Source organism: Ruminococcus flavefaciens AE3010, assembly GCF_000526795.1.
In the GTDB taxonomy this organism is placed as follows: domain Bacteria; phylum Bacillota; class Clostridia; order Oscillospirales; family Ruminococcaceae; genus Ruminococcus; species Ruminococcus flavefaciens_D.
Map to the genome: position 1 here is coordinate 1,273,686 of NZ_JAGT01000001.1, position 22,310 is coordinate 1,295,995.

Sequence of the window (22,310 nt, forward strand, 5' to 3'; positions counted from 1 at the left end):
ATTATTATGAAAAAGTACAAATGGGGCGTTATCGGAACAGGCAAGATAGCCCACACCTTTGCAACAGCACTGAAGCATTGCGACAGAGCCGAGCTCTGCGGCGTTGCTTCACGAACAGACGACAAGGCAAAAGAATTCGCCGAGGAGTTCGGCTTTGAGAAATACTACGGCAGCTACGCTGACTTCGCAGCTAACTGCGACGCGGAGATAGTTTACATCGCAACTCCAATGGCTTCACACTTTGCAGACGCAAAGCTCTGTATAGAAAGGGGCAAAAACGTACTCTGCGAAAAGTCTCTCACCCTCAACGCCCCACAGACAGAGGAGCTTCTGGCTCTCGCAAGGGAAAAGGGCGTTTTCTTCATGGAAGCCATGTGGATGAAGTGCCGCCCCGTCTACCGTAAGATGAAGGAGTGGATAGCTTCGGGACTAATCGGCGATATCGAATACATCAAGGCGGATTTCAGCAACTTTATCCCCTACGATGAAAACGACCGCCTTTTCCGCGCGGACTGCGGCGGCGGCTGTCTCCTTGACCTGGGTATCTATCCCCTCACCCTTGCACACGACCTGCTGGGTATGCCCGACGAGATAATAACCTCCGCACACATGATGAACGGCATTGATATGAGCAATTCAATCATGCTCCGATATAAAAACGGTGCATTCGTTTCTGCGGATAACGGCTTTGAGATACAGCTCCGCAACAACGCAATTATCTCGGGCAGCAAGGGCTTCATCACTCTCGGCAACTGGTTCCACTGCACCGACGAGGGCATACTCTATGACCGCCGCGGCAGCGAGGTAGAGCGCTTCGTGTACAAGGACGAGATAAACGGCTACGAGTACGAGGTGGACGAGGTTCACAGCTGTCTCGATGCAGGACTTACCGAAAGTCCCCTTGTGCCACACAGCGATACTATAGAAGTCATGAAAATAATGGACGAATGCAGAAAACAATGGGGAATGAGATTCCCTAATGAATAAAATACGGCTTGTAAAAAAAGTCGGATAAAACTAAGCAAGGGATTCCAAAAGGACTGTGTTCCTTTGGCGGAGTCCAGAGGCAGCGCCTCTGGCGGGTTTGGGCAGAGCCCAAAAAACGAAGGCGCTTCGCAAGGGGTGAATTTCAAAACAGTCCAGTGGACTGTTTTGAAAAAGGGGACGCCTTGCAAGTGAAGGCGTCCCCTCTAAACGCTGATCTATCACACCATAAACTTAAACAGGCATAAAGGTACGACCTTTATGCCTGTTTTTTGCTTATTTATTTGGATCAAGGCTTGCTATCTTCTTGAGGAGATACTCCTGAATGCGGAGAGCGTCATTTGCTGTGATGCCCTTGCTTGAAGTATCAACGTCGGCATTTGCCGAGCCCTTATCTGTAAGGTGCTTCTCGTCAGAGCCGCTGAGTCCGTACTTATTCGGGTTTGCAAGGCTCTGCATGATAAGAACTACGTCGGACATATCAACTCCGCCGTCGCAGTTAGCGTCGCCCCATACAGTTACTGTTACATCACCGTTTGTAGTGGTCGTTGTCACAGGCTCTGTAGTAGTTGTGGCGGAAGTTGTAGATTCGGTAGTTGTAGTAGTTGTTGTCTCGGTCGTTGTAGTTGTACTCTCAGTGGTCGTTGTTGTTGTGGTGGTAGTAGTAGTCGTTGTAGTTGTAGTCGTTGTGACTGCCTCGGGCTCCTTGACGAATACAGTGTAGTTGATAACGTTTCCTGTCATTCCGTTTGTGCCGAGAACTACCTTCTGACCTGCCTCGAATTCCTTCTTGTAAGCCACAAAGTTAACATCGTTGCTGGACTTTGCTGTAAGGTCTGTTCTTATGTAGCCGCTAAGCCATGAGGGAACTGAGTTTGCGTCCTCCTCACGGGTATCAACGAGGACATAAACCTCGCACTTGTCAGCTGTGGTGAACTCCGCAAGATCAGCGTCTGTATTCTTTGAATTGCAGGCTGTCATTATGTACTCGCAGTTTTCAAGCTCAGCTGGGAGAGCTGTGTATGTGAAGTCTCTGTCGCCGTAGATAGCTCCGCCTGTCTTGTTGGACTCCATGAGCTTCCATGCGCCTGAGTTAGCGCTGTCCTTGACGAGGAAGTTCTTCACCAGCTTGCCGTTTACAGGCTCGGGAGGAGTATTGTTCAGCTTGATATTAGGTCTTGCAGGGAGCGGAGCCTCTGTGCCGAGGTAGAAGCTTGTATGTGGAGGCTGATTGTATGAGGACTGCTGACAGCCGCACTGCATACGGTACTGCATATCGTGCATGAGAGTGGTTATGCGGTACTTTGTCTCGGTATTTGTGCACCATACGCGGAGCTTTGAGTTATCCTCAGTTCTGAGGACAAGCTCCTCGCGCCAGTCGCCGAAGAGATCTGCTGTAAGGCAGGGTACTGCCTTTGTGCCGTTGTTTGAAGCACAGCCTGTAGCTGTAAATATAACTGGATAGTTATTTATTGCCGCACCGTCTGTAATGGTGATATCGTCAAGAAGCTCACGCTCCAAGTCGCCGTCCCAGTGGATAAGGAAGTTTGTAGAAGGCCATTTGTTGCCTATCTGCTTGCCTGACACATCAAATACTGCATTGGCAGGTCTTGAACCCCAGAACTCAGCGCCGCTGTTGCCTGCAACGATATTGTCCGCGCAGCAGCGTCCCGTATCCTTATCGCCGTCGTAGTGCCATATAATATTTCCGTTTCTGCCGTCAACCAGTGAGATACCATACTTGCCGTCCTCATGGCAAATGAAGACCTCTATACCCTCGTGGTTGGGATCAAGGTCGCCAACGTGCATAGCGTCGCCGTGCTTCTGCTTTGTAGACCAGAGCAGCTTTCCGTTGTCGTCGATACAGCAGGCGCCCATGCAGACCTCCTGTCTGCCGTCGTTATCGAAGTCCGCAACCATTACGTTGTGGTTTCCGCAGCCGTAAGCAGGATCGTTGGTGTTGAAGCCCGTATCGAATACCCATTTCTTTGACAGCTTGCCGTTCACAACGTCAACAGCCGAAAGGGTAAGTCTTGTATAGTAGCCTCTGCCGTAGATAACAGAGGGGTGAACTCCGTCAAGATAAGCGATAGCGCAGTTGTAGCGCTCACAGCGGTTTCCGTAGTTGTCGCCCCATGTTGACTTGGCTTCGTTGCCTGTAGCCACGCCTCTCGGAACAGGGAAATCTATGGTATCCAGAGCCTTTCCTGTTGCGCCCTCAAAGAGTGTCATGTACTCGGGTCCCTGAAGAACAAGTCCCGAGCTGTCAACATAATTTGCGCTTGCATTGCCTATTGCCTTACCTGTGCCGTCGATAGTACCGTCGCAGGTCTTGGTCACAAGCTCAGCCTTTCCGTCGCAGTCAAAGTCCGCAACAGCCATTTGTGTATAGTGCTGACCTGCACGGATATTCCTGCCAAGGTCAATACGCCAGAGCTGCTGACCTGTAAGGGTATAGCAGTCGATATATACATTGCTGGTGACGCCTGTCTTGGAGTTATCCTGTGAGTCGCTTGGATCCCACTTTACGATTATCTCGTACTGTCCGTCGCCGTTAACATCGCCTGCGCAGCAGTCATTGGGCGAGTAGATGCTTCCGGGACTTTTCAGCGGGATATCAAAGTAGTTCGTACCCGATGTAAAGCGGCAGTCCTCAGAGTTCACCACATTGCCGTTAACGAGAGTGTCAACGCGGTACTTTGAGCTTGAACTGCCCTGTGCGTCCCAGTAGTTAGTGGCTTCGCCTGCCTTGCTTGTGTAGATGAGCTGATCATCGCGAAATAGCCGGAACTCCGCATTGTCGTCATCGTTGGCGTTGAATCGCCAGCTGATGAACATGCCGTTTCCCGACTTGATAGCGTAAATGCCGCGGTCGAGGTACTCCATGATAGCTGTGCCGTTGCCGCCAACTCCGTATGCGGCATCAGCTGTGAGCAGCGTGCTCAGGTTTGAGCTCACGGCAACTGCGAGAGAGGCAGCAGCAGCCGCGATTTTTTTGAGTTTTAGGTTCATTTTAATTCCCCCTGTGTATGTTTTTCACGATCTTGGGACATAAGTCCCCTATCCATATTATTATACATGATTATTCATAATTTGGCAATGATTTATTGTATCTTTTTACTACTTTTTTGTACACAATCGGGGAGCTTATGCAAAATTATGCAGTAATTTTTAATTTTTCATGACGCAATGTGTCATATCATGAGCCCTTAGCCATTAGCCGTTAGCTTGTAGGGCACCCATTGGGCGTCCGCAAGTGAGTAGTGAGTAGAAAGTAGAGAGTAGTAGGGGCGGATATTATCCGCCCGCAAACACATTGTATATTTTCGCACAGGCGGGCGCGCGGAGCCCGCGCCGCCTTGCCACGTTGGCGCTTGTTTCACTCGCTCACATTTATCAATATCGTTACTTGTACATCGCTTATAGCACTTCTAAGTCAGCACCTACAAATTAATTACACATCACGCTGCAAAAAGGGCGGATTGCTCCGCCCTTCTGAAACTTATTTGCCGCAATATACTGCGATAGCCGCCGCTGCGAACTCCGCTGTGCCCTTGCCGCCTGCCTTGTCGATATTCTCCCTGAACTCGCCGTCTGCGGCATACATCTTCCCCAGACCGCTGAGTATCTCGTCTGTACAGGTGTAAAAATGCTCGTTTATGTAGTCCTGAAGCTTCTTAACCATAGCCTGAGCTTCCGCGCTTTCGGGACTGCCGCTTTTCAGCTTGCCGAACTCCGCAAAAAGCTGCATGAAGTCCTCCACGACCTGCCTGTTTTCGCTTTCGGAGCGCTTCTTGGTCTCAAACTCCCTGTAAGCGTCGGTATTGCCCCATTTTTCCTTGGCGCGTTTCGTGTATTCGTCAATTTTTGATGTGTCAAATGCAGAAAAATCCACTGCTCTCACTCCTATTAATTTTATTCCGCGAGCGAAGCTGATAAGCTCATCAAGCCGCTGCTTTTTCAGCTCCAGCAGCTCTATCTGCTGCTCAAGAGCCTTTTTGCGGTCGAAATCGGGACTGCTCACTATGCGCACTATATCCTTTAGTGGGAACTCCAGTTCGCGAAAAAGCAATATCTGCTGGAGCCTTTCCAGTGCCGTATCGTCATACAGCCTGTATCCGCCCTCGGTATGTGACGCCGGGGTTAGAAGTCCAATCTCGTCGTAATATCGCAGAGTGCGTATACTCACTCCCGTCAGCTCACTGACCTGCTTGACCGTCATCATGTTATCCACTCCTCTCGTGTGATCTCAGTATAGACCATGACGTAACGTGAGAGTCAATAGTATTTTTTATCTTTGTAGGAAGTTACAAAATCGCAACTGCAAATTTGTTATTTTCTTCCAATGGAATCAGCCGTGCTTCTTAACAGGGTGGCGTATTACTGTTTTCAGCTTCTCGAGAGCTGTTTTTCTCGGGTCTGAAAGATATATCTCATGGTGCTGACGCTTATGGTCGATGTCGATATCATAGCTGTTATCAACTGCATAGCCGTCCATGAGCGCAACAGTTGCAGGTTCGTCGTCATAGGAGCCCAGATGCATACACTGAACACAGAGCCCCTCCTCCACGGTAATGAACTCCACCTTTGAGAAGTCCTGCTTTTTCTTCACAGTTGCCTGCTTGACTGCCCAGTCAAAGTCTTTCTCCGTCACAAAATCAGGCACTCTTATCATAGCAGTCCAGCTAAGGTCGCTTTTGCGGCTGTAGTCGATGCCTACCCTGCCCTTTTGCTCCCAGAAGCCCTCCAGCGGCGGCACAACGTAGTCAAAATAGCCATTGATACGGTAGTCGGTCTTTTTGCTCATTTTGATAGTGTATGCAATGCCATAGAGAAGCTCCAGAGCCTGCTTGTACTCGCCGCCCTCCTCGTTGGGATCGCCCTTTCCGCGGACAGCTATGAAGTTCATGGACGGTATATCCACTATTTCGGGTTTATTCTTGGGTAAATAGTATTCCTTGTATTCCTTTTTATAATCAAATGCCATGACTGTGCTCCTTTCATTGATATGTACTAAGTATAGCACTACAGTCGTTCTGTGTCAAACGAATGAAACTTGTCCAAAGCGATTGACCTTTCGGGATATAAATGCTATAATACAAGTAATATTGAAAAACAGGAGATTCCCATGAATATAAAAAACAACGCTCTTATCGAACTTGCAGACGGCAGCATGACCGAGACGGAGTTTCTCCGCTCGGTGGAAAACAACCTTATCCCCATGCAGCAGTTCTTCTCATACTACAAGTGCGCCATAATGGAGATAGAGACCAAATTCCGCGTGCTCAACGAGCAGTTCTCCATAAACGGCGAGAGCAATCCCATAGAGTTCATACAGTCCCGCATAAAGAGCTACGGCAGCATCTACCGCAAGATGATAGCAAGGAACATACCGCGGAACTTGGAGGCTATGGAGAGAAGTATTTCCGACATCGCAGGCATAAGAGTAGTCTGCTCCTTTGTGCAGGACATCTACCGCCTTGCGGACTGCTTTCTGAAACAGGACGATATTTTCCTCATTGAGAAAAAGGACTACATAGAAAATCCCAAGCCCAACGGCTACAGAAGTCTTCACCTTATCGTTGAGGTGCCTATCTTCCTCGAAAACGAGAAGCGCCTCGTGAAAGCCGAGGTACAGCTCCGAACCATTGCCATGGACTTCTGGGCAAGTCTGGAGCACAAGCTCCGCTATAAGAAAGACCTGCCCCAGTATAAGCTGGATATGCTGACGGACGACCTAAAAAAATGTGCTGACCAGAGCGCACAGTGGGATATCCGTATGCAGGCTATCAAGAATATAATCGAACATGACTGAAAAAAGCCTCTTCTCTTGCACTGAGAAGGGGCTTTTTGGTAAAATACCGCACAAAAATAGAAAAAATCATATTTTTTCTACATATTTCGTAAAATAGTAGTTGCAATTTGTTCACATTTGTGGTATATTAAACATAATAAGTATGTATTAACAATTGATAATTATAGATTAATTACATACTTCAGGGGAATATTAAAATTAAATAAGGAGGAATTACTTATGAAACGTTTCGTTTCAACAGTTGTTGCCATTATGACAGCAGCTATGTCCATGGGAACTATTGTTCCTCAAACAGTAACAGCCGCAGATGTAAGATTCTCAGGCAACGAGTGGACAGGTAAAAACGGCGCAGAGGACGTTTTCGCAATAAACCGCGAAGCCGCTTCCTGCAATCCCGTACCATTCCAGGACACCGAATCCGCTGTAAATGCAGTCTGGGACTACAATGCACGTGAACAGTCAGAATATCTTCAGATGCTCACAGGAAAGAACGAAAACTGGGATCTGGTAGTCGTTCAGAACTCTCAGCAGGCTCAGAATCACATCAATGCAGGCTGCTTCAATCCCAATTATCAGCCGTCTTCCGCACAGGGGTGGAAAACGGTGCAGCTTCCGAGAAGCTGGACTCGTCTGGGATTTGACTTCTCTATCTACACCAATGTCGGTCAGCCATGGCAGTCAAAATACGACAGCTACGTACCTGCTCCACAGGCTCCCACAAACTATAACCCTGTTGGACTGTACCGCAAAAAGTTCACTGTTGACAGTACAATGAAGGCTTCGGGCAGACGCATTTACCTCGAATTCGACGGTGTTGAGTCCGCTTACTATGTATATGTCAACGGAAAGGCTATCGGCTACAGCGAGGACACATTCAGCCCTCACCGCTTCGATATCACTGACGCCCTCACAGACGGCGAGAACACTCTTGCAGTCGAGGTGCACAAGTTCTGCGACGGTACATGGTTCGAGGATCAGGATATGATCTACGACGGCGGTATCTTCCGTGATGTATTCCTTGTAAGCGCTCCCGAAATGCAGATAAGGGACTACACCGTCAAGACAGACCTTGACAGCAGCTTCACCAATGCAAGCCTTGAGATCTCTCTGGATATACTGAACCGCTCAGGCAATGCCAAGAACGGCTGGAGCGTTACTGCCGAGGCTTACGATGAGGAAGGAAACAATATCCTCAGCGGCGCCTCCACAAAAATAGACAACCTCAACGGCGGCGGCAAGAGCACCTGCACTATCAAGACCTCAGTCAACTCACCAAAGCTCTGGTCAGCTGAGACTCCCAACATCTACGCTCTCGTTCTTAAGCTCACCGACGGCAGCGGAAACGTACAGGAGATACTCTCATCACAGCTGGGCTTCCGCGAGATAAACTTCACCCGTGCAGAGATCGACGGCTCATACAAGCTGACCACGAATAAGTGGCAGCCTATAACTATCAACGGCAAGCGCCTGCTCCTTAAAGGCGTAAACCGCCATGATACCGATCCCTTCTACGGAAAAGCTGTTCCGCAGGATACGATACGCGAAGATGTTTCTATCATGAAAAAGAACAACATCAACGCTATAAGAACATCACACTACAGCAACGATTCTTACCTCTACTGGCTCTGCAACAAGTACGGTATGTATGTTATGGGCGAGACAAATATGGAGTGCCATGCCCTTCAGGACGGCAAGAACAACAATACAAAGGCTCTGTTCTATGAGCTGGCTATGGACAGAACAGAAACAGCCTTCAAGCGTCTGAAAAACAATCCTTCTATCGTTGCATGGTCTATCGGAAACGAAATGGGCTATACAGGCAACGCAAGCGACGCAGGCGGTATGTTCCGCGATATGATATGGTACTTCAAGAAGAACGACTACACCCGTCCTGTACACAGTGAAGGTCAGGACAATGCAATGGGCGTTGACATGAAGAGCAATATGTATCCGGGCTCGGGCAATATAGCCTACAATGCAGGTCAGGGCAAGATGCCCTACGTTATGTGCGAGTATGACCATGCTATGGGCAACTCCGTGGGCGCTCTCAAGGAGTACTGGGACAACATCAGAAAAGCCGACAATATGATGGGCGGCTTCATCTGGGACTGGGTTGACCAGTCAAGAGCTGTCAAGGTACCTAACGGCGGCTGGGACTATTACTCGGAGTCCTACGCACAGGCTAACCTTTACAAGGACGAGGCTAAAGGTAATTACTACGGCTACGGCGGCGACTGGGGTGACCGTCCAAATGACGGAAGCTTCTGTGAGAACGGACTCATCAGCCCTGACAGAACTCCTCAGCCCGAGCTTGCCGAGGTAAAGTATCAGTATCAGAACTTCTGGTTCTCTGCTGATGCTTCACAGCTGGAAAAGAAACAGGTAGGCGTATATAACGAAAACAACTTCGTGAATCTCAGCAGCTTCGATGTTACGTGGAAGCTGCTCCAGAACGGTATCGAGATACAGAGCGGCAAGGTAGAAAATCCCGATGTTGCTCCTCTCACAAGAGGAACTATCAGCGTTCCGTATTCACTTCCAAAGAAATACCTTGCAGGCGATGAATTCTTCATCGAGATCTCAGTTGCTACAAAGGACGGCACAGAGCTCGTTCCCGAGGGCACAGAGATATCCTACGGACAGATAGCACTTCAGGGCAGCGGCACTACAGCTAAATTCGACAAGGGCAGCGAGCCTGTAACTATTGTTGATACTCCAAGCGGCTATGTTCCTACAGGCAAGGACTTCAACTTCATCATCGACAAGTCAACAGGTCTTATGAAGACCTATGCATACAAGGGCGACGCACTCATCGACGAGGGACCGACTCCCAACTTCTGGCGCGGCAATGTAGAGAACGACACAGGCTGGGGCGCTAACGGCTTATACGACAAAAAGTGGCGCGACGCCATGAAGGGCGCAAAGTGCAACGCTATCGACGTCAAGGACTTAGACGGCGGCGAGAAGCAGATAATCTCACACCTTTCACTTCCGAATGCTGGCGGCACTACAGTTGACATCACATACACTATCCACTGCAACGGCACAGTTGACGTTGAGTTCAACGTAAACGCAATAAACAAGGGACTGGGCAACTTTATCCGCGTGGGCTCGTTTATGAAGCTCCCCGCAGGCGCAGAGAAGCTCAGCTGGTACGGAAACGGTCCTGTCGAGACATTCAACGACCGTAAGACCAACGGCAGACAGGGCGTATGGGAATCCACAGTTTCAGAAATGTTCTATCCTTACCTCAAGGCTGACGACTGCGGAAACCTCACAGACGTCAAGTGGATAGCCGTTCAGAACGAGAGCAAGGGTTCAAGCCTTCTCATTGCCGCTGACGGAAAAGTAGAGGCAAGCGCTCTCCACTTCATGCCCGAGGATCTCCAGAATGCCGACCACCCATACAAGCTGAAGCCAAGAAGCGAGACTATCCTCAGCGTTGACTACGGCTCAATGGGTACGGGAAGCGCTACCTGCGGTCAGGGTACTCTTGAACAGTACAGACTTCCTTCAGGCAGACAGTATAACTGGAAATACACCATTATCCCTGTTGCTTCCACAAGCACAGGCAAGGATATGACCACTATCGCAGCTAAGCTCCGCTCGGACGGCGCAGTTATACAGGACAAGAGCAGCAATGCTCTCACAGTTCCAGTTGGCGCTTCCGCTAAGCTTGGCAAGGACAGCAGCGGCGACAGCTATGTAACAGGCTCAGTTACAATACCTCACAACAGCAAGCTGGATTCAGCTTTGGAGGGCAGCAACTCCTTTACAGTTGAAGTAAACGTTGTTCCCACAGGCTCACAGCAGTTCAATATGTTTGCAGGCAAGGGCGATTACTCCTTCGGTCTGAGAGCAGGCACTTCATCACTTGATTTCTTCGTATACGCAGGCGGCGAGTGGCGCATGGCTTCATTCTCCACAGGCGACGGCTTCATAGGCAAAAAGCATCAGGTGGCAGGCATCTACGACGCCGAGAACAATATGGTTCGTGTTTATCTGGACGGCAAGATGCTGGGCGAAAAGTCAACAGGCACAACAGCAGGCGTGGCACATTCGGGCTATAACCTCACACTGGGCGCTTGTCCCGAAACAGGCAGAAACTCACAGGCTCAGTTCTATGACCTGAGAGTTTACAGCAAGGCACTTGACGCTTCCGAGCTTGCTTCACAGAACACAGCATCACCAAAGTACGGTCCCGACAATGACGCTGTACAGCTATGGATAGACTTCGACAACATGGCTGAGGCAGGTCCCGACGAGCCCGAGCCCGAGATAGCTTACGGCGACGCAAACTGCGACGGCGGCGTGGATATGTCCGACGTTGTACTCATCATGCAGAGCCTTGCAAATCCCAACAAGTACGGTCTTGAGGGTTCAGACAAGAACCACATCACAGAGCAGGGACAGCTCAACGGCGACGTTGATATCTCCGCAAAGGGAATAACCTCCAACGATGCGCTCCGCATTCAGGAATTCCTCCTTGGCAAGATAAAGTCCCTTGACCCGAATTCATAAGCATGACAAAGCTCCCGATAGCAATAAACTATCGGGAGCTTTGATTCTTTTGCAGGGGCGCCCTCTCTTGCAGGGTCCCCTAATCGGGTCCGTCCTCTCTGGACTCCGCCAAAGGAACACAGTACCTTTGGAATCCCGTTCATGGGCTCAGCATAATTATAGTGCTATAAGCGATGTACGATTATCATTTGCTGTAAAAGTGAGCGAGTTTACGAGCGACAACGTGGCAAGGGTGCAGCGTCACGCTGCAAAAGGGCGGAATAATCCGCCCTTTCGCTGTTATTTGATCAATTCCTTACGGCAGCGTATAAGATCAAACGGATCAACATTGCCGTCGCCGTTCATGTCCGCAATACGGAACTGCTCCTTGTTGAAGGTCTCTGCGCCCAGGATATACTTCTGCATGAGAAGCAGGTCTGCAACGCTGAACTTGCCGTCCTGATTTACGTCGCCCATGACCTCCTCCATTGGTATAGCCACTGCGATACGGTCTATTGATGGACCATTGCCGCTTGCGTTGTAAAGCTTGATAGTGTTATTGCCTGCTTTCAAAGTTACCTTGGTATCAGCAGCCGCGATTCCCGACCAGTCGTTCTTGTTTGCGTAGAGATTATCCAGTCTGCCTGCATTTGTGCCGTTAACGTCTACGCTGAGGCTTCTTCTCTCGCCCGAAACATAGTAGATACGGAGAGTGTACTCTCCTGCCTTGTCAACATTCACATTCTCAAATGTAACAGCATTGTTAGCTCCGCCGCCGATGTAGCCCACATAGGCGCTGCCTGAGCTGTACTTGCCCTGCTTGCCTGATGTAATTGAAGCCTTGCCTGTTATCTTTGCCTTTTCAGCCTCATAGAACTTGAAATTGCTGTAAGGTGTTGTAAGCTTCATGCCGCTCTTTGTTATCTTCATTGCAAAGCCGCCGTTATCAAGAAGCAGCTCCTCTATAACGTGGTCCTTGGTAAGGTCTTCGATTATCCTGAACTCTATCTCGCTTCCGTCCTTGTTGTCGCCGAAGATATATGCGGTGTATGTTCCGTCATCGTCGATGAGCTCGGAGAGCTTTACGCTCACCTTTCTTGCGGACAGTGTAGAAGCTCCAACGTACCAGCTGCTGCCGCTTCTTCTTGCGGTAACGTTGAACTGCATGGGATAGCCGTCCAGTACCTTCATATCGTCCCATGCAACGGGAACGTCATTGAGGAATGGCAGAGCCTTGTTGCCCTGATAGGTGTATACCGAGTGTGCGAAGTGCTGTATGCCCGACTCGATAGTGACTACATCCGCAAGAGCAAAGCCTGCTGTAGCTTTTATGCCATATATCGGTATGCCTGTAGGTGTGAAGTCCGCCGAACCTGCCACGTTTCTTGTGAATGTGTAGGATACTCTGTTAGCCAGTGCGGGAGCATCGAACCACTTGTAGTACTCCGTGCCGTTCACAGCTTCATAGGATACTATGTTGGGGTAAGTTCTGCTCTCGCCGCGTGGTATTGTACAGCCGTGGAAAAGCACCATAAGGTGGTTCTCGGCAGCTATCTTTGCGCAGAGGTTCATCTGCTTCATGGTCTCCTGAGTGTCGCTCTCATAGTAGTCCACCTTGACGCCGCTGACGCCCAGACCTCTTATGCGCTTGAACTCGCGGACTATAGTCGCCTCGTCAAGCAGCGAATAATAAGGATATGCTGGATTTCCCTTGCTGTCCTTGTAGCCAGAGTGTCCCTTGTTGTTTACGCCGTACCAGAGGTAGATGCCTATGCCCTTTGCGGAAGCATAGTCGCAGAGCTCCTTGACCTTTGCTTCGCTGTCGTCCCAGAGAGCCCAGCCGAAGTCGAGACATACGAAGTCCCAGCCGTTGTCTGCTGCGAAGTCGATGTAGTCCTTCTGAGTGTGGTACTCAACCGGAGAATCGCCGCCGCTGCTCCACCATGACCATGCTGTCTTGCCGGGCTTTATCCAGCTTGTATCCTCAATGACAGAGGGTGGATTCAGGTTGAGCACAAGGTCGCTTGATGACATCTGATCAAGGCTGTCGCCGATGACTACTGCTCTCCACGGAGTATGGAAAGCACTGCCCATTGTGATGCCGCTGACCTTTACGCCGCCCTTGAAACGCAGGCTGTGGTAGTCGCCGATGAACTGCAAAGAACCTGCACAGTACGGGTTATCCTCGTTGAAAACGCTTGCCTCGGTGACAGTTACCCAGTACTTATCGTTGATAACGCCTGTATAGGGGCAGGAATAAGTTGCATTGGTCTCGTTTGCGCGGTCTCTGGGAAGCTCCACCATGTCCCACTCGTAGGTGGCATTTGGCCAGTTGCCCCAGAACTTGCTCTTGCTTGGGAATATGACCTGACTGGTCTCCTCCTTTATGGAAGCGCCGTGGTCAAGGGCATATCTGAAGCCCATACCGTCGTCGTAAACGCGGAAATAGACTGTCAGCGTGGAATTGCCCTTTTTCAGCGGGAAGGATATTTCCTTGTAGTTGTCCCGTATCTTTGAATGCTTGCCGTATGGCATGGAGTAGGTCTCGTCATGCTCCACAGTTGCAGCCGCAGGAGCTGTCTGCGAGAAGCCCGAGGACAAGTCCTCGGTAGTAGTGACAAGTCCCAGCTTTGAGGGCTCGATAACTGTGCCCCATGTGCCGCGGCTCTGCTTTCTTACAGAGTAGTAATAGCTGCCCTTGCTGTCCTTCCAGAACTTTGTGACCAGAGTGCCGTCGGGAGAAACAGTCTCATACTCGGGGATACTGGTCAGAGCCGTGCCGTCACGGGCTGTGGCAGTCTCCTCGTCGGGAACAGCCTCGCCCTCGGTAATGGTATCGGGCTCAAATGTGTACCGATACAGCGGATCGTCGGGAAGCTTCGCCGCCTGAGCCGCCGTCAGAGCGTAGCCATACAGCATAACGTCGTCCACGCAGGCCATTATATCATCGTCCGAGTAGACCGAATGTCCGATAGAGTTGTATGTATATGAGGGAAGAGCTCCCTCGCTGAAAAGGCTCTTCATGGTGTCGGAAAGAGTGTCGCTTTCGCTCTTGCTCAGCAGCTTTCCGTCCATGTAGAACTCCGCATTGTCAGTTGAATAGACCGCCGTCAGCTCATGCCATTTGCCGCTGTCGGGAGCAGTCTCGATATCGAAGATAGCGCGGTGCTTGTCGTCGTTCTCGGTAGTAGTTCCCTTGCCCACGAAAATGCTCGTTCTGTACGCCTTTTTATCCTTGAGATCAACGGATATATCGGGCGACGAATAGCTGGGAGCTGCTCCTGCGCCGAATGGCACGGGCGAGAACTGATACAGTCTGGTGTAGTTCCCCGCTCCGCTGTCAAGCTTGAATTTCAGTGAGAAGCTGAATCCATTGCCGCAGCCCTTTTCAAACATGGAAGGCAGCTGTAACCAGCCGCTTCCGAAGCCGCTGCCGTGGAGATCAAGCACATTGGACTTCAGGTCGCTGTCGTAGACTACAGACGCATCTGAGCCCTTGATAACGGCGTTTCCATCGCCGCTGCCCTGATTGGCTACCTTGGCGTTGTAGTAGCTTACAGCCGCGTCCGCGGTATTATGCCTCGGCATCACGCCCGTAAAGGGCTGTGCCATAACGCAGACAGCCGCCGCAGTCCCCACTGCTCGTTTGATCAAGTTTTCCCTCATAAGTATTCCTCCTTTACTTTGAAGCCGCGTCTGCATATCTTTATGTGCAGATTTTATAATTTATCAGGCTTCTTGGTGAAAATTTTAATTCCCTTACAGGAATTATAGCGCATTATCGCCAAAAAATCAACCCTTTTAGCGAAGAATAGGTGGACATTTTACCACAAATAGCATCTTTACATCATATTGAATATGTGTTAGAATATTTCTGAGGTGATAATGTGAAGGTTACTTACATCCATGAGCCTACAGACCTCCAGTGCGGACAGGCTGTTCTGGCTATGGTACTGGGCAAAACTCCCGAATATATATGCAGCTTTCTCGGCAATGACCGCGAGACCGACCTGAAAGAAATGAAGCGCACACTCCGCGAGCACGGTGTACGTATATCCGATGAGAGGAAACAGGCTTGCAGCAAGGAGGAGCTGCCGTCCCTGTGTCTGCTGAGCCTTGAAACTCCGCGGTGCTGGCACTGGTCGCTGTACTGTGAGGGCACGTTCTACGACCCCGAACACGGCGTACTCACGGACTTTCCGCAGTGCAAAAGGAAGTATTTCTGGGAGCTCGGTGCAGAGACGTGATTTTTCAACGAAAACCAACAGTTTTTCATGGGAATTTTTTATTTTGACATATACTATTATTTGTTGACACTCTTCGCCAAACGTGATAGAATATTAATGTATATGATTTTCAAAGGATCTTTTCAGGAGGCAATAAAAGTGACTATAAATAAAAAGATTTCCATACTCATGGCAGGCGCCGTTTTATCATCCTGCGCAGGCTGCTCGAAGACACAGAAGGTGGAGAGCCTTCCCCTTACTCTGCTGGATACGAATCTGGCTCCTCAGGACGTGGAGCTCAAATGGCAGAAGGACTACGAAGCTCTTCTCAACTCCTTCAAGAATTCCGAGCAGTACTCCGAGAGTTCAATGTTCGATCTGACAGATATAACAGACGACGGTACTCCCGAGCTGATAATCTCCCCGTCCGATGATGTAAGCTCTCAGTGCATAATCTATTCAATGATGGGCACTGTTACTGAAAATATCGCTAATTTCGGCTCATACGGACAGTTTGATTATCTCCCCGAGGCAGGCGCTATAGGCTATTCCTACAAGGGCGACGGCTTTGTCGTGGGAGAATACCAGACCCTGCAGGAGGGCTTTTTCCAGCAGGCTGTCAGCTTCTATAACAATTCGGAAAGTGCTTCGTCGGGAGCTGTTATCAAATACCAGATCAACACCGATGACGTGACCCTTGCCAAATACGAGGAGGCTCTCCAGCCCTATAAGGAGGCTACAGCTTTCGTTACGGGAAGAAAGTACACCTTCGGCGACGATGCCATTAAATACGCTATATACTACAGCGAGAGCTGGGGCTCTGTTCTCAGGGACGAGCAGAAGCAGGCTTTCCGCGACAGGCTCTCGGCTGTTCTTGAAAACGCAGACCTTAAAGACGCCGCTTTCGAGATAGTTGACCTTGACCTCAACGGTCTCCCCGAGATGGTGGTCTCAACAGGCATACTCACTGATTCTCAGGTAAGGATATTCTATTTTGATACCAACGACGTCAAGGAGATAGACTGCTCCTGCGATACCGACGGCAGTATCCACTACGATATGACTTCAAAGGTATTTTACGCCACCGATTTTTACGGCGAGATGAAGTGCTGGTCAATGGCAGGCACCGACGTCAGCAGCTTTACTCCCTCGGAAAGCAGCATGAAATGCGGCAGAAAGCACCTGCTCACAAAGGAAAGCATCGAAAAAGCCTTTATGTAATGAGGTAAGAAATGGCTAAATCAAAATTTGTTTACACCTGTAATCAGTGCGGCTACGAAAGCACAAAATGGAACGGCAAATGCCCCTCCTGCGGTGCGTGGAACAGCTTTGAGGAGGAGCTTGCGGAAGCTCCCGTGGGCGTAAGGAGTTCTGCCTCGTCAGGGGCTGCTCCCGACCTCTCGGACAGTATCCTTGAACTGGAGGATATCGGCGCAGACAGCGACGTCCGCTATGATACAGGCATAGGAGAGCTGAACAGAGTCCTCGGCGGAGGCCTTGTGAAAGGCTCTCTTGTTCTTCTCGGCGGTGAACCGGGCATCGGAAAAAGCACTCTCCTGCTCCAGATATGCCAGTTTCTCGGGGAGGATCACTCGGTACTCTATGTATCGGGAGAGGAATCCGCAAGACAGATAAAGCTCCGCGCACAGCGCCTTGGCGTTGACACGGAGAACCTGTACATACTCACGGCTACCGACGCGGAAGCCATTTCCCAGACTATCGCTTCCAGCGCTCCTGATATAGCTATCATAGACTCCATACAGACCATGAGCATAAGCCGCATCGCTTCAAGTGCGGGCAGTATCACTCAGGTGCGCGAATGTACAAACCTGTTCATGCATACCGCTAAGAATCAGGAGATACCTATCATAATCGTCGGTCATGTCAACAAGGACGGCGCTATTGCAGGTCCTAAGGTCATGGAGCATATCGTGGACGCTGTGCTCTACTTTGAAGGCGAACGCCACCAGAGCTACCGCATACTCCGCGCTGTCAAGAACCGTTTTGGCTCTACCAACGAGATAGGCGTATTTGAGATGATAGACAAGGGACTCCGTGAGGTTGACAATCCCTCACAGATGCTCCTTGAAGGACGCCCCCACAACGTTTCGGGCACCTGCGTTGCCTGCGTTATGGAGGGAAGCAGACCTATCCTTGCAGAGGTGCAGGCGCTTGCGGCAAAGACAAGCTACTCAGCACCAAGGCGTATGGTGACGGGCTTTGACTTCAACAGGCTCAATATCATAATCGCAGTTCTTGAAAAAAGGCTGGGCATATTCATGGGCAGCCTTGACGTGTACCTCAATATCGTAGGCGGCTTCCGTCTGGACGAGCCAGCAGGAGACCTTCCCGTGGCTATGGCGCTTTACTCGGGCATAATGGACAAGCAGATAGACGAGCAGCTTGTGGCATTCGGCGAGATAGGTCTGGGCGGCGAGATACGCTCCGTATCACACATAGTTCAGCGTATCCGCGAGGCTGAGCGCATGGGCTTCAGGACCTGTGTAGTGCCCAGGCAGTCCATGTCGTCTATAGACCCTAAGGACTATGATATAGAAATAATCCCCGCAGGCACATTGAAACAGGCGTTTGCAGCGATAAAATAGCTGTTAGCTTGTAGGGGCGGATATTATCCGCCCGGAATGTAGGGGCTGGCGTCCTCGACAGCCCGTGCCTTACGCAATAAATAACATGAACCCATATGTAGGGGAGGGCGCCCCTACATTGTCATATTAGCGGAACGTCAAAGACGCCGTCCCCTACACGGAACGCCGAGGGCGGCGTTCCCTACAAATATAAATTATGATTTATACACTCGCAGACTTCAAAAAACGAGTCTTGCGATTTTTGTTTTATATTGACATTTTTTGCCTGATATGCTAAGATATTAATAGACAATATCCACAGGAGGTTCTACACCTTGAAATACAGAAGATTTACCGCGGTACTCCTTGGTCTCAGCATGTTTCTTACAGGCTGCGGCAGTACTGCTGAACATATAAACAACAAGCAGGATACGACTGAGAGCATATCAGAGGAATTTGCCACAAAGCCAATGCTCACACAGGCTGCTGCTCCTGCGGCAGCTGAAACTGCTCCCATAACTGTCGCTGCGGAAACAACTGCCGCAGCAACTGATGGTAACGAAAATACCACTTCGCAGCCAACTGACAGCAGCAGCGGCAGCAATAACAGCAGCAGTTCAGAAAAGTCCGAGCAGTCTCAGCAGAGCTATAACGAGCCAAGTCATGAGGAATATACCCCGACTGTAACTGCTGCGGCTTATGTACATACCTCAAAGCTCTCTACAGCCAATACCACCACCGCAAAGCGCATGACCACCACGACTACTACCACCTGTAAGGCCACTCCGGAAAGCGTGCTGAAAAAAATGACGCTTAAACAAAAGGTCTGCCAGATGTTCATGGTGACTCCCGAGGCCATAACGGGCATATCACCAATGGTGGAGGTGGGCAACGGCACCAAAAAAGCCATGGCTGAATACCCTGTGGGCGGAATAATTTACTTCGCCCAGAATCTAAGCTCCAAGAATCAGATAAAGACCATGATATCCAATACCCAGAGCTTCTCACGGGAAGCCTGCGGCGTGGGAATTTTCACAGGCATAGATGAGGAGGGCGGCAAGGTGGCAAGATGTGCCGATAAGCTTGGCACCACTGCTTTCAGATCCATGGAGTACTACGGCAGCGAAAACAATTACAATACCGCATACGATATCGGCTCTACCCTCGCCAAGGACCTGCGGAGTCTCGGCTTCAACGTGGACTTTGCTCCAGTGGCGGACGTAAATATCAACAAGGGCAACGAGCTCGGCGACCGTATTTTCAGCAGCGACCCAGAAGTAGTTGCAAATATGGTCTGCGGAGTATCAAAGGGCTTGCAGGACAACGGCGTAAGCTCCACACTCAAGCATTTCCCGGGACTTGGTGCCGAAAGCGGCAATACACATACAAATTCAACTGTTGTTATCGACAGGACTTTAGATGAGCTCCGCAGCACAGAATTCGTACCGTTCAAAAAAGGTATCGACAATGGTACCGACTTCGTTATGGTGGGACATATGTCCGTTACAAGCTTCGGTGATCAGCTCCCATGCGACCTGTCTTACAAGGCAGTAACGGAAATGCTCCGCGGCGAGCTGGGCTTCAAGGGCATCGCCATTACGGACGCTCAGCAGATGTTCACTATCTCACAGGTATACACCTCGGGAGAAGCCGCAAAGCTTTCTGTAAAGGCAGGCATCGACATCATACTCATGCCCGTGGACTACAGAGCTGCTGTTGACGAGGTATGCAAGGCTGTGGAAAGCGGAGAGATACCCGAATCCCGCATCGACGAGAGCGTTATGAGGATCCTCGAAAGAAAAGAAAAGCTGGGGCTCCTTAAATGACATTTTTGTAATAAAAAAGTCACTCTGCTGTCATTCTGATATGCTATCATATTTACAATGAATAAGCCCATATCAGAAAGGAGCATACTATGAAAAAACGTAATATAATTATCACCGCAGCAGGAGTTCTTACAGTTTCAGCCGCACTCTTCACAGGTTTCTGGATATATCAGCTAAGCAAACCGATTCCTGCTGGAACTGCCGATAAGGTTGTTGTAAAACCCATATCATCTGATATTTACTCGGAGGAGGACTACGAAAATGCCGTAAACCGCGTTATAGATTTCTTCCCCGAGTTTGAGAACTGTAACCTATTAGAGCTGCGCTATGCAGGCGATGATAAATCCCTCATGGAGACAAAAAACGATCAGAAAACCGCTCCAAATGAGGAGATCATGGTGCTGCATTCAGATTTTTATGTAAATCCCGAATCTATATTCCACACCTGCAATGACGCATGGAACCATGATTATACCTACAAGGACTGGCAATGGTTTCTCGCAAGAACAAAGGACACCGATAACTGGGTAATTACAGGCTACGGCTACTGCTGATGTTATTTGCCGCACTCCTTTCGGAGTGCGGCTTGGTCATATCATATGATTACTATAAATCTGCGGATTTTGCTATAAATTTCAGTCACAAAATGTTATAATAGTACCATAAGATAAACTGACTTTTTCCCAAGGAGGAGTTAACATGAAAATATCCAAGGCTTTATCCATTGCCGCTGCTCTTTCAATGTTCACATGTGCGGCAGGCTGCGGCGAAAAGAATAACTCAGAGCCCGAAAAAAATACCGAAGCCACAACTGCCGAGGCAACAACTGCCGCAGAGGCTGAAACAACTACAGAGGCAGCAACAGCGGCTGTCCCGAAGATCGACGATTCCGTTGATGTTCCCGAGATAGAGGGCTACAGCCTGCTCTGGAATGATGAATTCACCGCCGACGCTCTGGACGAGAGCAAGTGGAACTATGAGCCCCATGAGCCCGGCTGGACAAATGAGGAGTTACAGGAGTACACCACCTCTACCGACAACGTGTTCACACGTGACGGCAAGCTGGTCATCAAGGCTATCAAGACCGAAAAGGAAAACAGAACAAAGTACATCACCTATACCTCGGGTAAGGTAACAGGCAAGAAAAAGACCGATTTCACCTACGGTAAAGTTGTGGTAAGTGCCAAGGTCCCCGAGGGACAGGGCTTATGGCCTGCTATATGGATGATGCCCACCGATGAGGGACACTACGGTCAGTGGCCTAAGTGCGGCGAGATCGACATTATGGAGGTCCTCGGCAACGACGTAAACACTGCTTACGGTACACTCCACTACGGTGAGCCCCACGGCGAGATACAGGGTACATGGGGACTGACTGAGGGCAGCTACGCCGACAGCTTCCATGAGTATTCCGTTGAGTGGGAGCCGGGAGAGATCCGCTGGTACATCGACGGCAACCTCTACAATACCGCCAACGACTGGTTCACAGCTGTCAAGGGCGAGGACGAAAAGCCCTACCCTGCTCCTTTCGATCAGCCGTTCTTCGTTCAGATGAACCTTGCTGTAGGCGGAACATGGCCTGGCAATCCTGATGAGACTACAGATTTTGACAAGGCTGAGTTTGAGATTGACTACGTGAGAGTTTACCAGAAGCCCGAATACGATACTAACGTAAAGAAGCCCGAAAAGGTATTCCGCGAGGCTCTGGAGGACGGCAACTTCATCTTTAACGGAGACTTCTCCGAAGCTGAGGATCTCACAGATGATGTTAACTGGAAGTTCCTGCTGTTCAACGGCGGCGAGGGCTCCGCTGAGATAAGGGATAACATGATAGTTATCACCTCCGAAAAGGAAGGCACCGAGGAGTACTCAGTTCAGCTGGTACAGCCCGATCTTCCTATGATAAAGGGCAAGAAGTACCGTGTTACCTTTGATGCATACGCTGACGAGGACCGCGACATAGTGGTATGTGTTTCTGCTCCTTCCGCAGGCTGGATACGTTATCTGAAGGATACAAAGCTGGCTCTGACCACCGAGAAGCAGACCTTCACCTATGAATTCGAGATGAAGGACAAGGACGACAATAACGGACGCCTTGAATTCAATATGGGCAAGAGAGGCTCCACTGCTACAGTCTATATCTCAAACGTAAGAGTTGAGGAAATAAAATAACCATTCACCCTATAAGGGAACAGCCGTCGTAAAATGTCGGCTGTTTTTTTATTTCTCCGCGCAGGACAAGACCGCAATATTTGGTGATTCCACGTCAAGAATTGCAAAATCGACAGCCTTTTTCACTATTTTTACTTGAATTTCAATTAAAAATATGTTATAATATTATATACTTGATTATTGCTTTAGTTTCATACCACTC

Annotated in this window: 13 protein-coding genes; 9 read left to right on the forward strand and 4 right to left on the reverse strand. The window is 49.7% G+C overall.

Features of this window, described 5'->3' with window-relative positions; translation table 11 throughout:
- The first annotated feature begins 6 nt into the window (after positions 1-6).
- Complete coding sequence (locus N774_RS0105485; protein ID WP_024860276.1) at positions 7-987, forward strand: Gfo/Idh/MocA family protein; 981 nt, start codon at positions 7-9, stop codon at positions 985-987.
- Between the two features lie 273 nt (positions 988-1,260).
- Here N774_RS0105485 and N774_RS0105490 read toward each other — a convergent pair whose 3' ends face one another.
- From N774_RS0105490 to N774_RS0105500, 3 genes are all read right to left on the reverse strand, one after another.
- A complete protein-coding gene (locus N774_RS0105490) occupies positions 1,261-3,996 on the reverse strand; it encodes a hypothetical protein (RefSeq protein WP_024860277.1) in 2,736 nt (911 codons plus the stop codon).
- 490 nt (positions 3,997-4,486) lie between these two features.
- A complete protein-coding gene (locus tag N774_RS0105495; protein ID WP_024860278.1) occupies positions 4,487-5,209 on the reverse strand; it encodes a MerR family transcriptional regulator in 723 nt (240 codons plus the stop codon).
- A 126-nt stretch (positions 5,210-5,335) separates the two neighbouring features.
- The gene (locus N774_RS0105500) at positions 5,336-5,971 is read right to left on the reverse strand and encodes a GyrI-like domain-containing protein (RefSeq protein ID WP_024860279.1); all 636 of its coding nucleotides are present in this window, start codon (positions 5,969-5,971) and stop codon (positions 5,336-5,338) included.
- Positions 5,972-6,112: 141 nt separating this feature from the next.
- Here N774_RS0105500 and N774_RS0105505 point away from each other — a divergent pair, with 141 nt between their 5' ends.
- On the forward strand, positions 6,113-6,799 hold the full coding sequence (locus N774_RS0105505; protein WP_024860280.1) for a GTP pyrophosphokinase: 687 nt from the start codon (positions 6,113-6,115) through the stop codon (positions 6,797-6,799).
- A 219-nt stretch (positions 6,800-7,018) separates the two neighbouring features.
- Positions 7,019-11,320 (forward strand): glycoside hydrolase family 2 TIM barrel-domain containing protein, encoded by a 4,302-nt coding sequence (locus N774_RS0105510; protein ID WP_024860281.1) that lies wholly within the window; start codon positions 7,019-7,021, stop codon positions 11,318-11,320.
- A gap of 279 nt (positions 11,321-11,599) precedes the next feature.
- On the opposite strand, the gene N774_RS0105515 is transcribed toward N774_RS0105510, so the two are convergent.
- Positions 11,600-14,965, reverse strand: coding sequence for a glycoside hydrolase family 97 catalytic domain-containing protein (locus tag N774_RS0105515; RefSeq protein WP_024860282.1), 3,366 nt, complete (start codon positions 14,963-14,965; stop codon positions 11,600-11,602).
- A 221-nt stretch (positions 14,966-15,186) separates the two neighbouring features.
- Between N774_RS0105515 and N774_RS0105520 the strand changes: the two genes are divergently transcribed.
- The 6 genes from N774_RS0105520 (at position 15,187) to N774_RS0105545 (ending at position 22,108) form a co-directional block, all read left to right on the forward strand.
- Complete coding sequence (locus N774_RS0105520) at positions 15,187-15,546, forward strand: hypothetical protein (RefSeq protein WP_024860283.1); 360 nt, start codon at positions 15,187-15,189, stop codon at positions 15,544-15,546.
- A gap of 138 nt (positions 15,547-15,684) precedes the next feature.
- Positions 15,685-16,746 carry a hypothetical protein gene (locus N774_RS0105525; RefSeq protein ID WP_024860284.1) on the forward strand — a complete coding sequence of 354 codons (1,062 nt, stop codon included), beginning with the start codon at positions 15,685-15,687 and terminating at the stop codon, positions 16,744-16,746.
- An 11-nt stretch (positions 16,747-16,757) separates the two neighbouring features.
- Complete coding sequence (gene radA / locus N774_RS0105530; RefSeq protein ID WP_024860285.1) at positions 16,758-18,131, forward strand: DNA repair protein RadA; 1,374 nt, start codon at positions 16,758-16,760, stop codon at positions 18,129-18,131.
- 314 nt (positions 18,132-18,445) lie between these two features.
- A complete protein-coding gene (locus tag N774_RS16940; RefSeq protein ID WP_024860286.1) occupies positions 18,446-19,936 on the forward strand; it encodes a glycoside hydrolase family 3 protein in 1,491 nt (496 codons plus the stop codon).
- 89 nt (positions 19,937-20,025) lie between these two features.
- Entirely contained in the window at positions 20,026-20,490 is a 465-nt protein-coding gene (locus tag N774_RS0105540) for a hypothetical protein (protein ID WP_024860287.1), read from the forward strand.
- A gap of 145 nt (positions 20,491-20,635) precedes the next feature.
- The gene (locus tag N774_RS0105545) at positions 20,636-22,108 is read left to right on the forward strand and encodes a family 16 glycosylhydrolase (RefSeq protein ID WP_024860288.1); all 1,473 of its coding nucleotides are present in this window, start codon (positions 20,636-20,638) and stop codon (positions 22,106-22,108) included.
- The last annotated feature ends 202 nt before the right edge of the window (positions 22,109-22,310 follow it).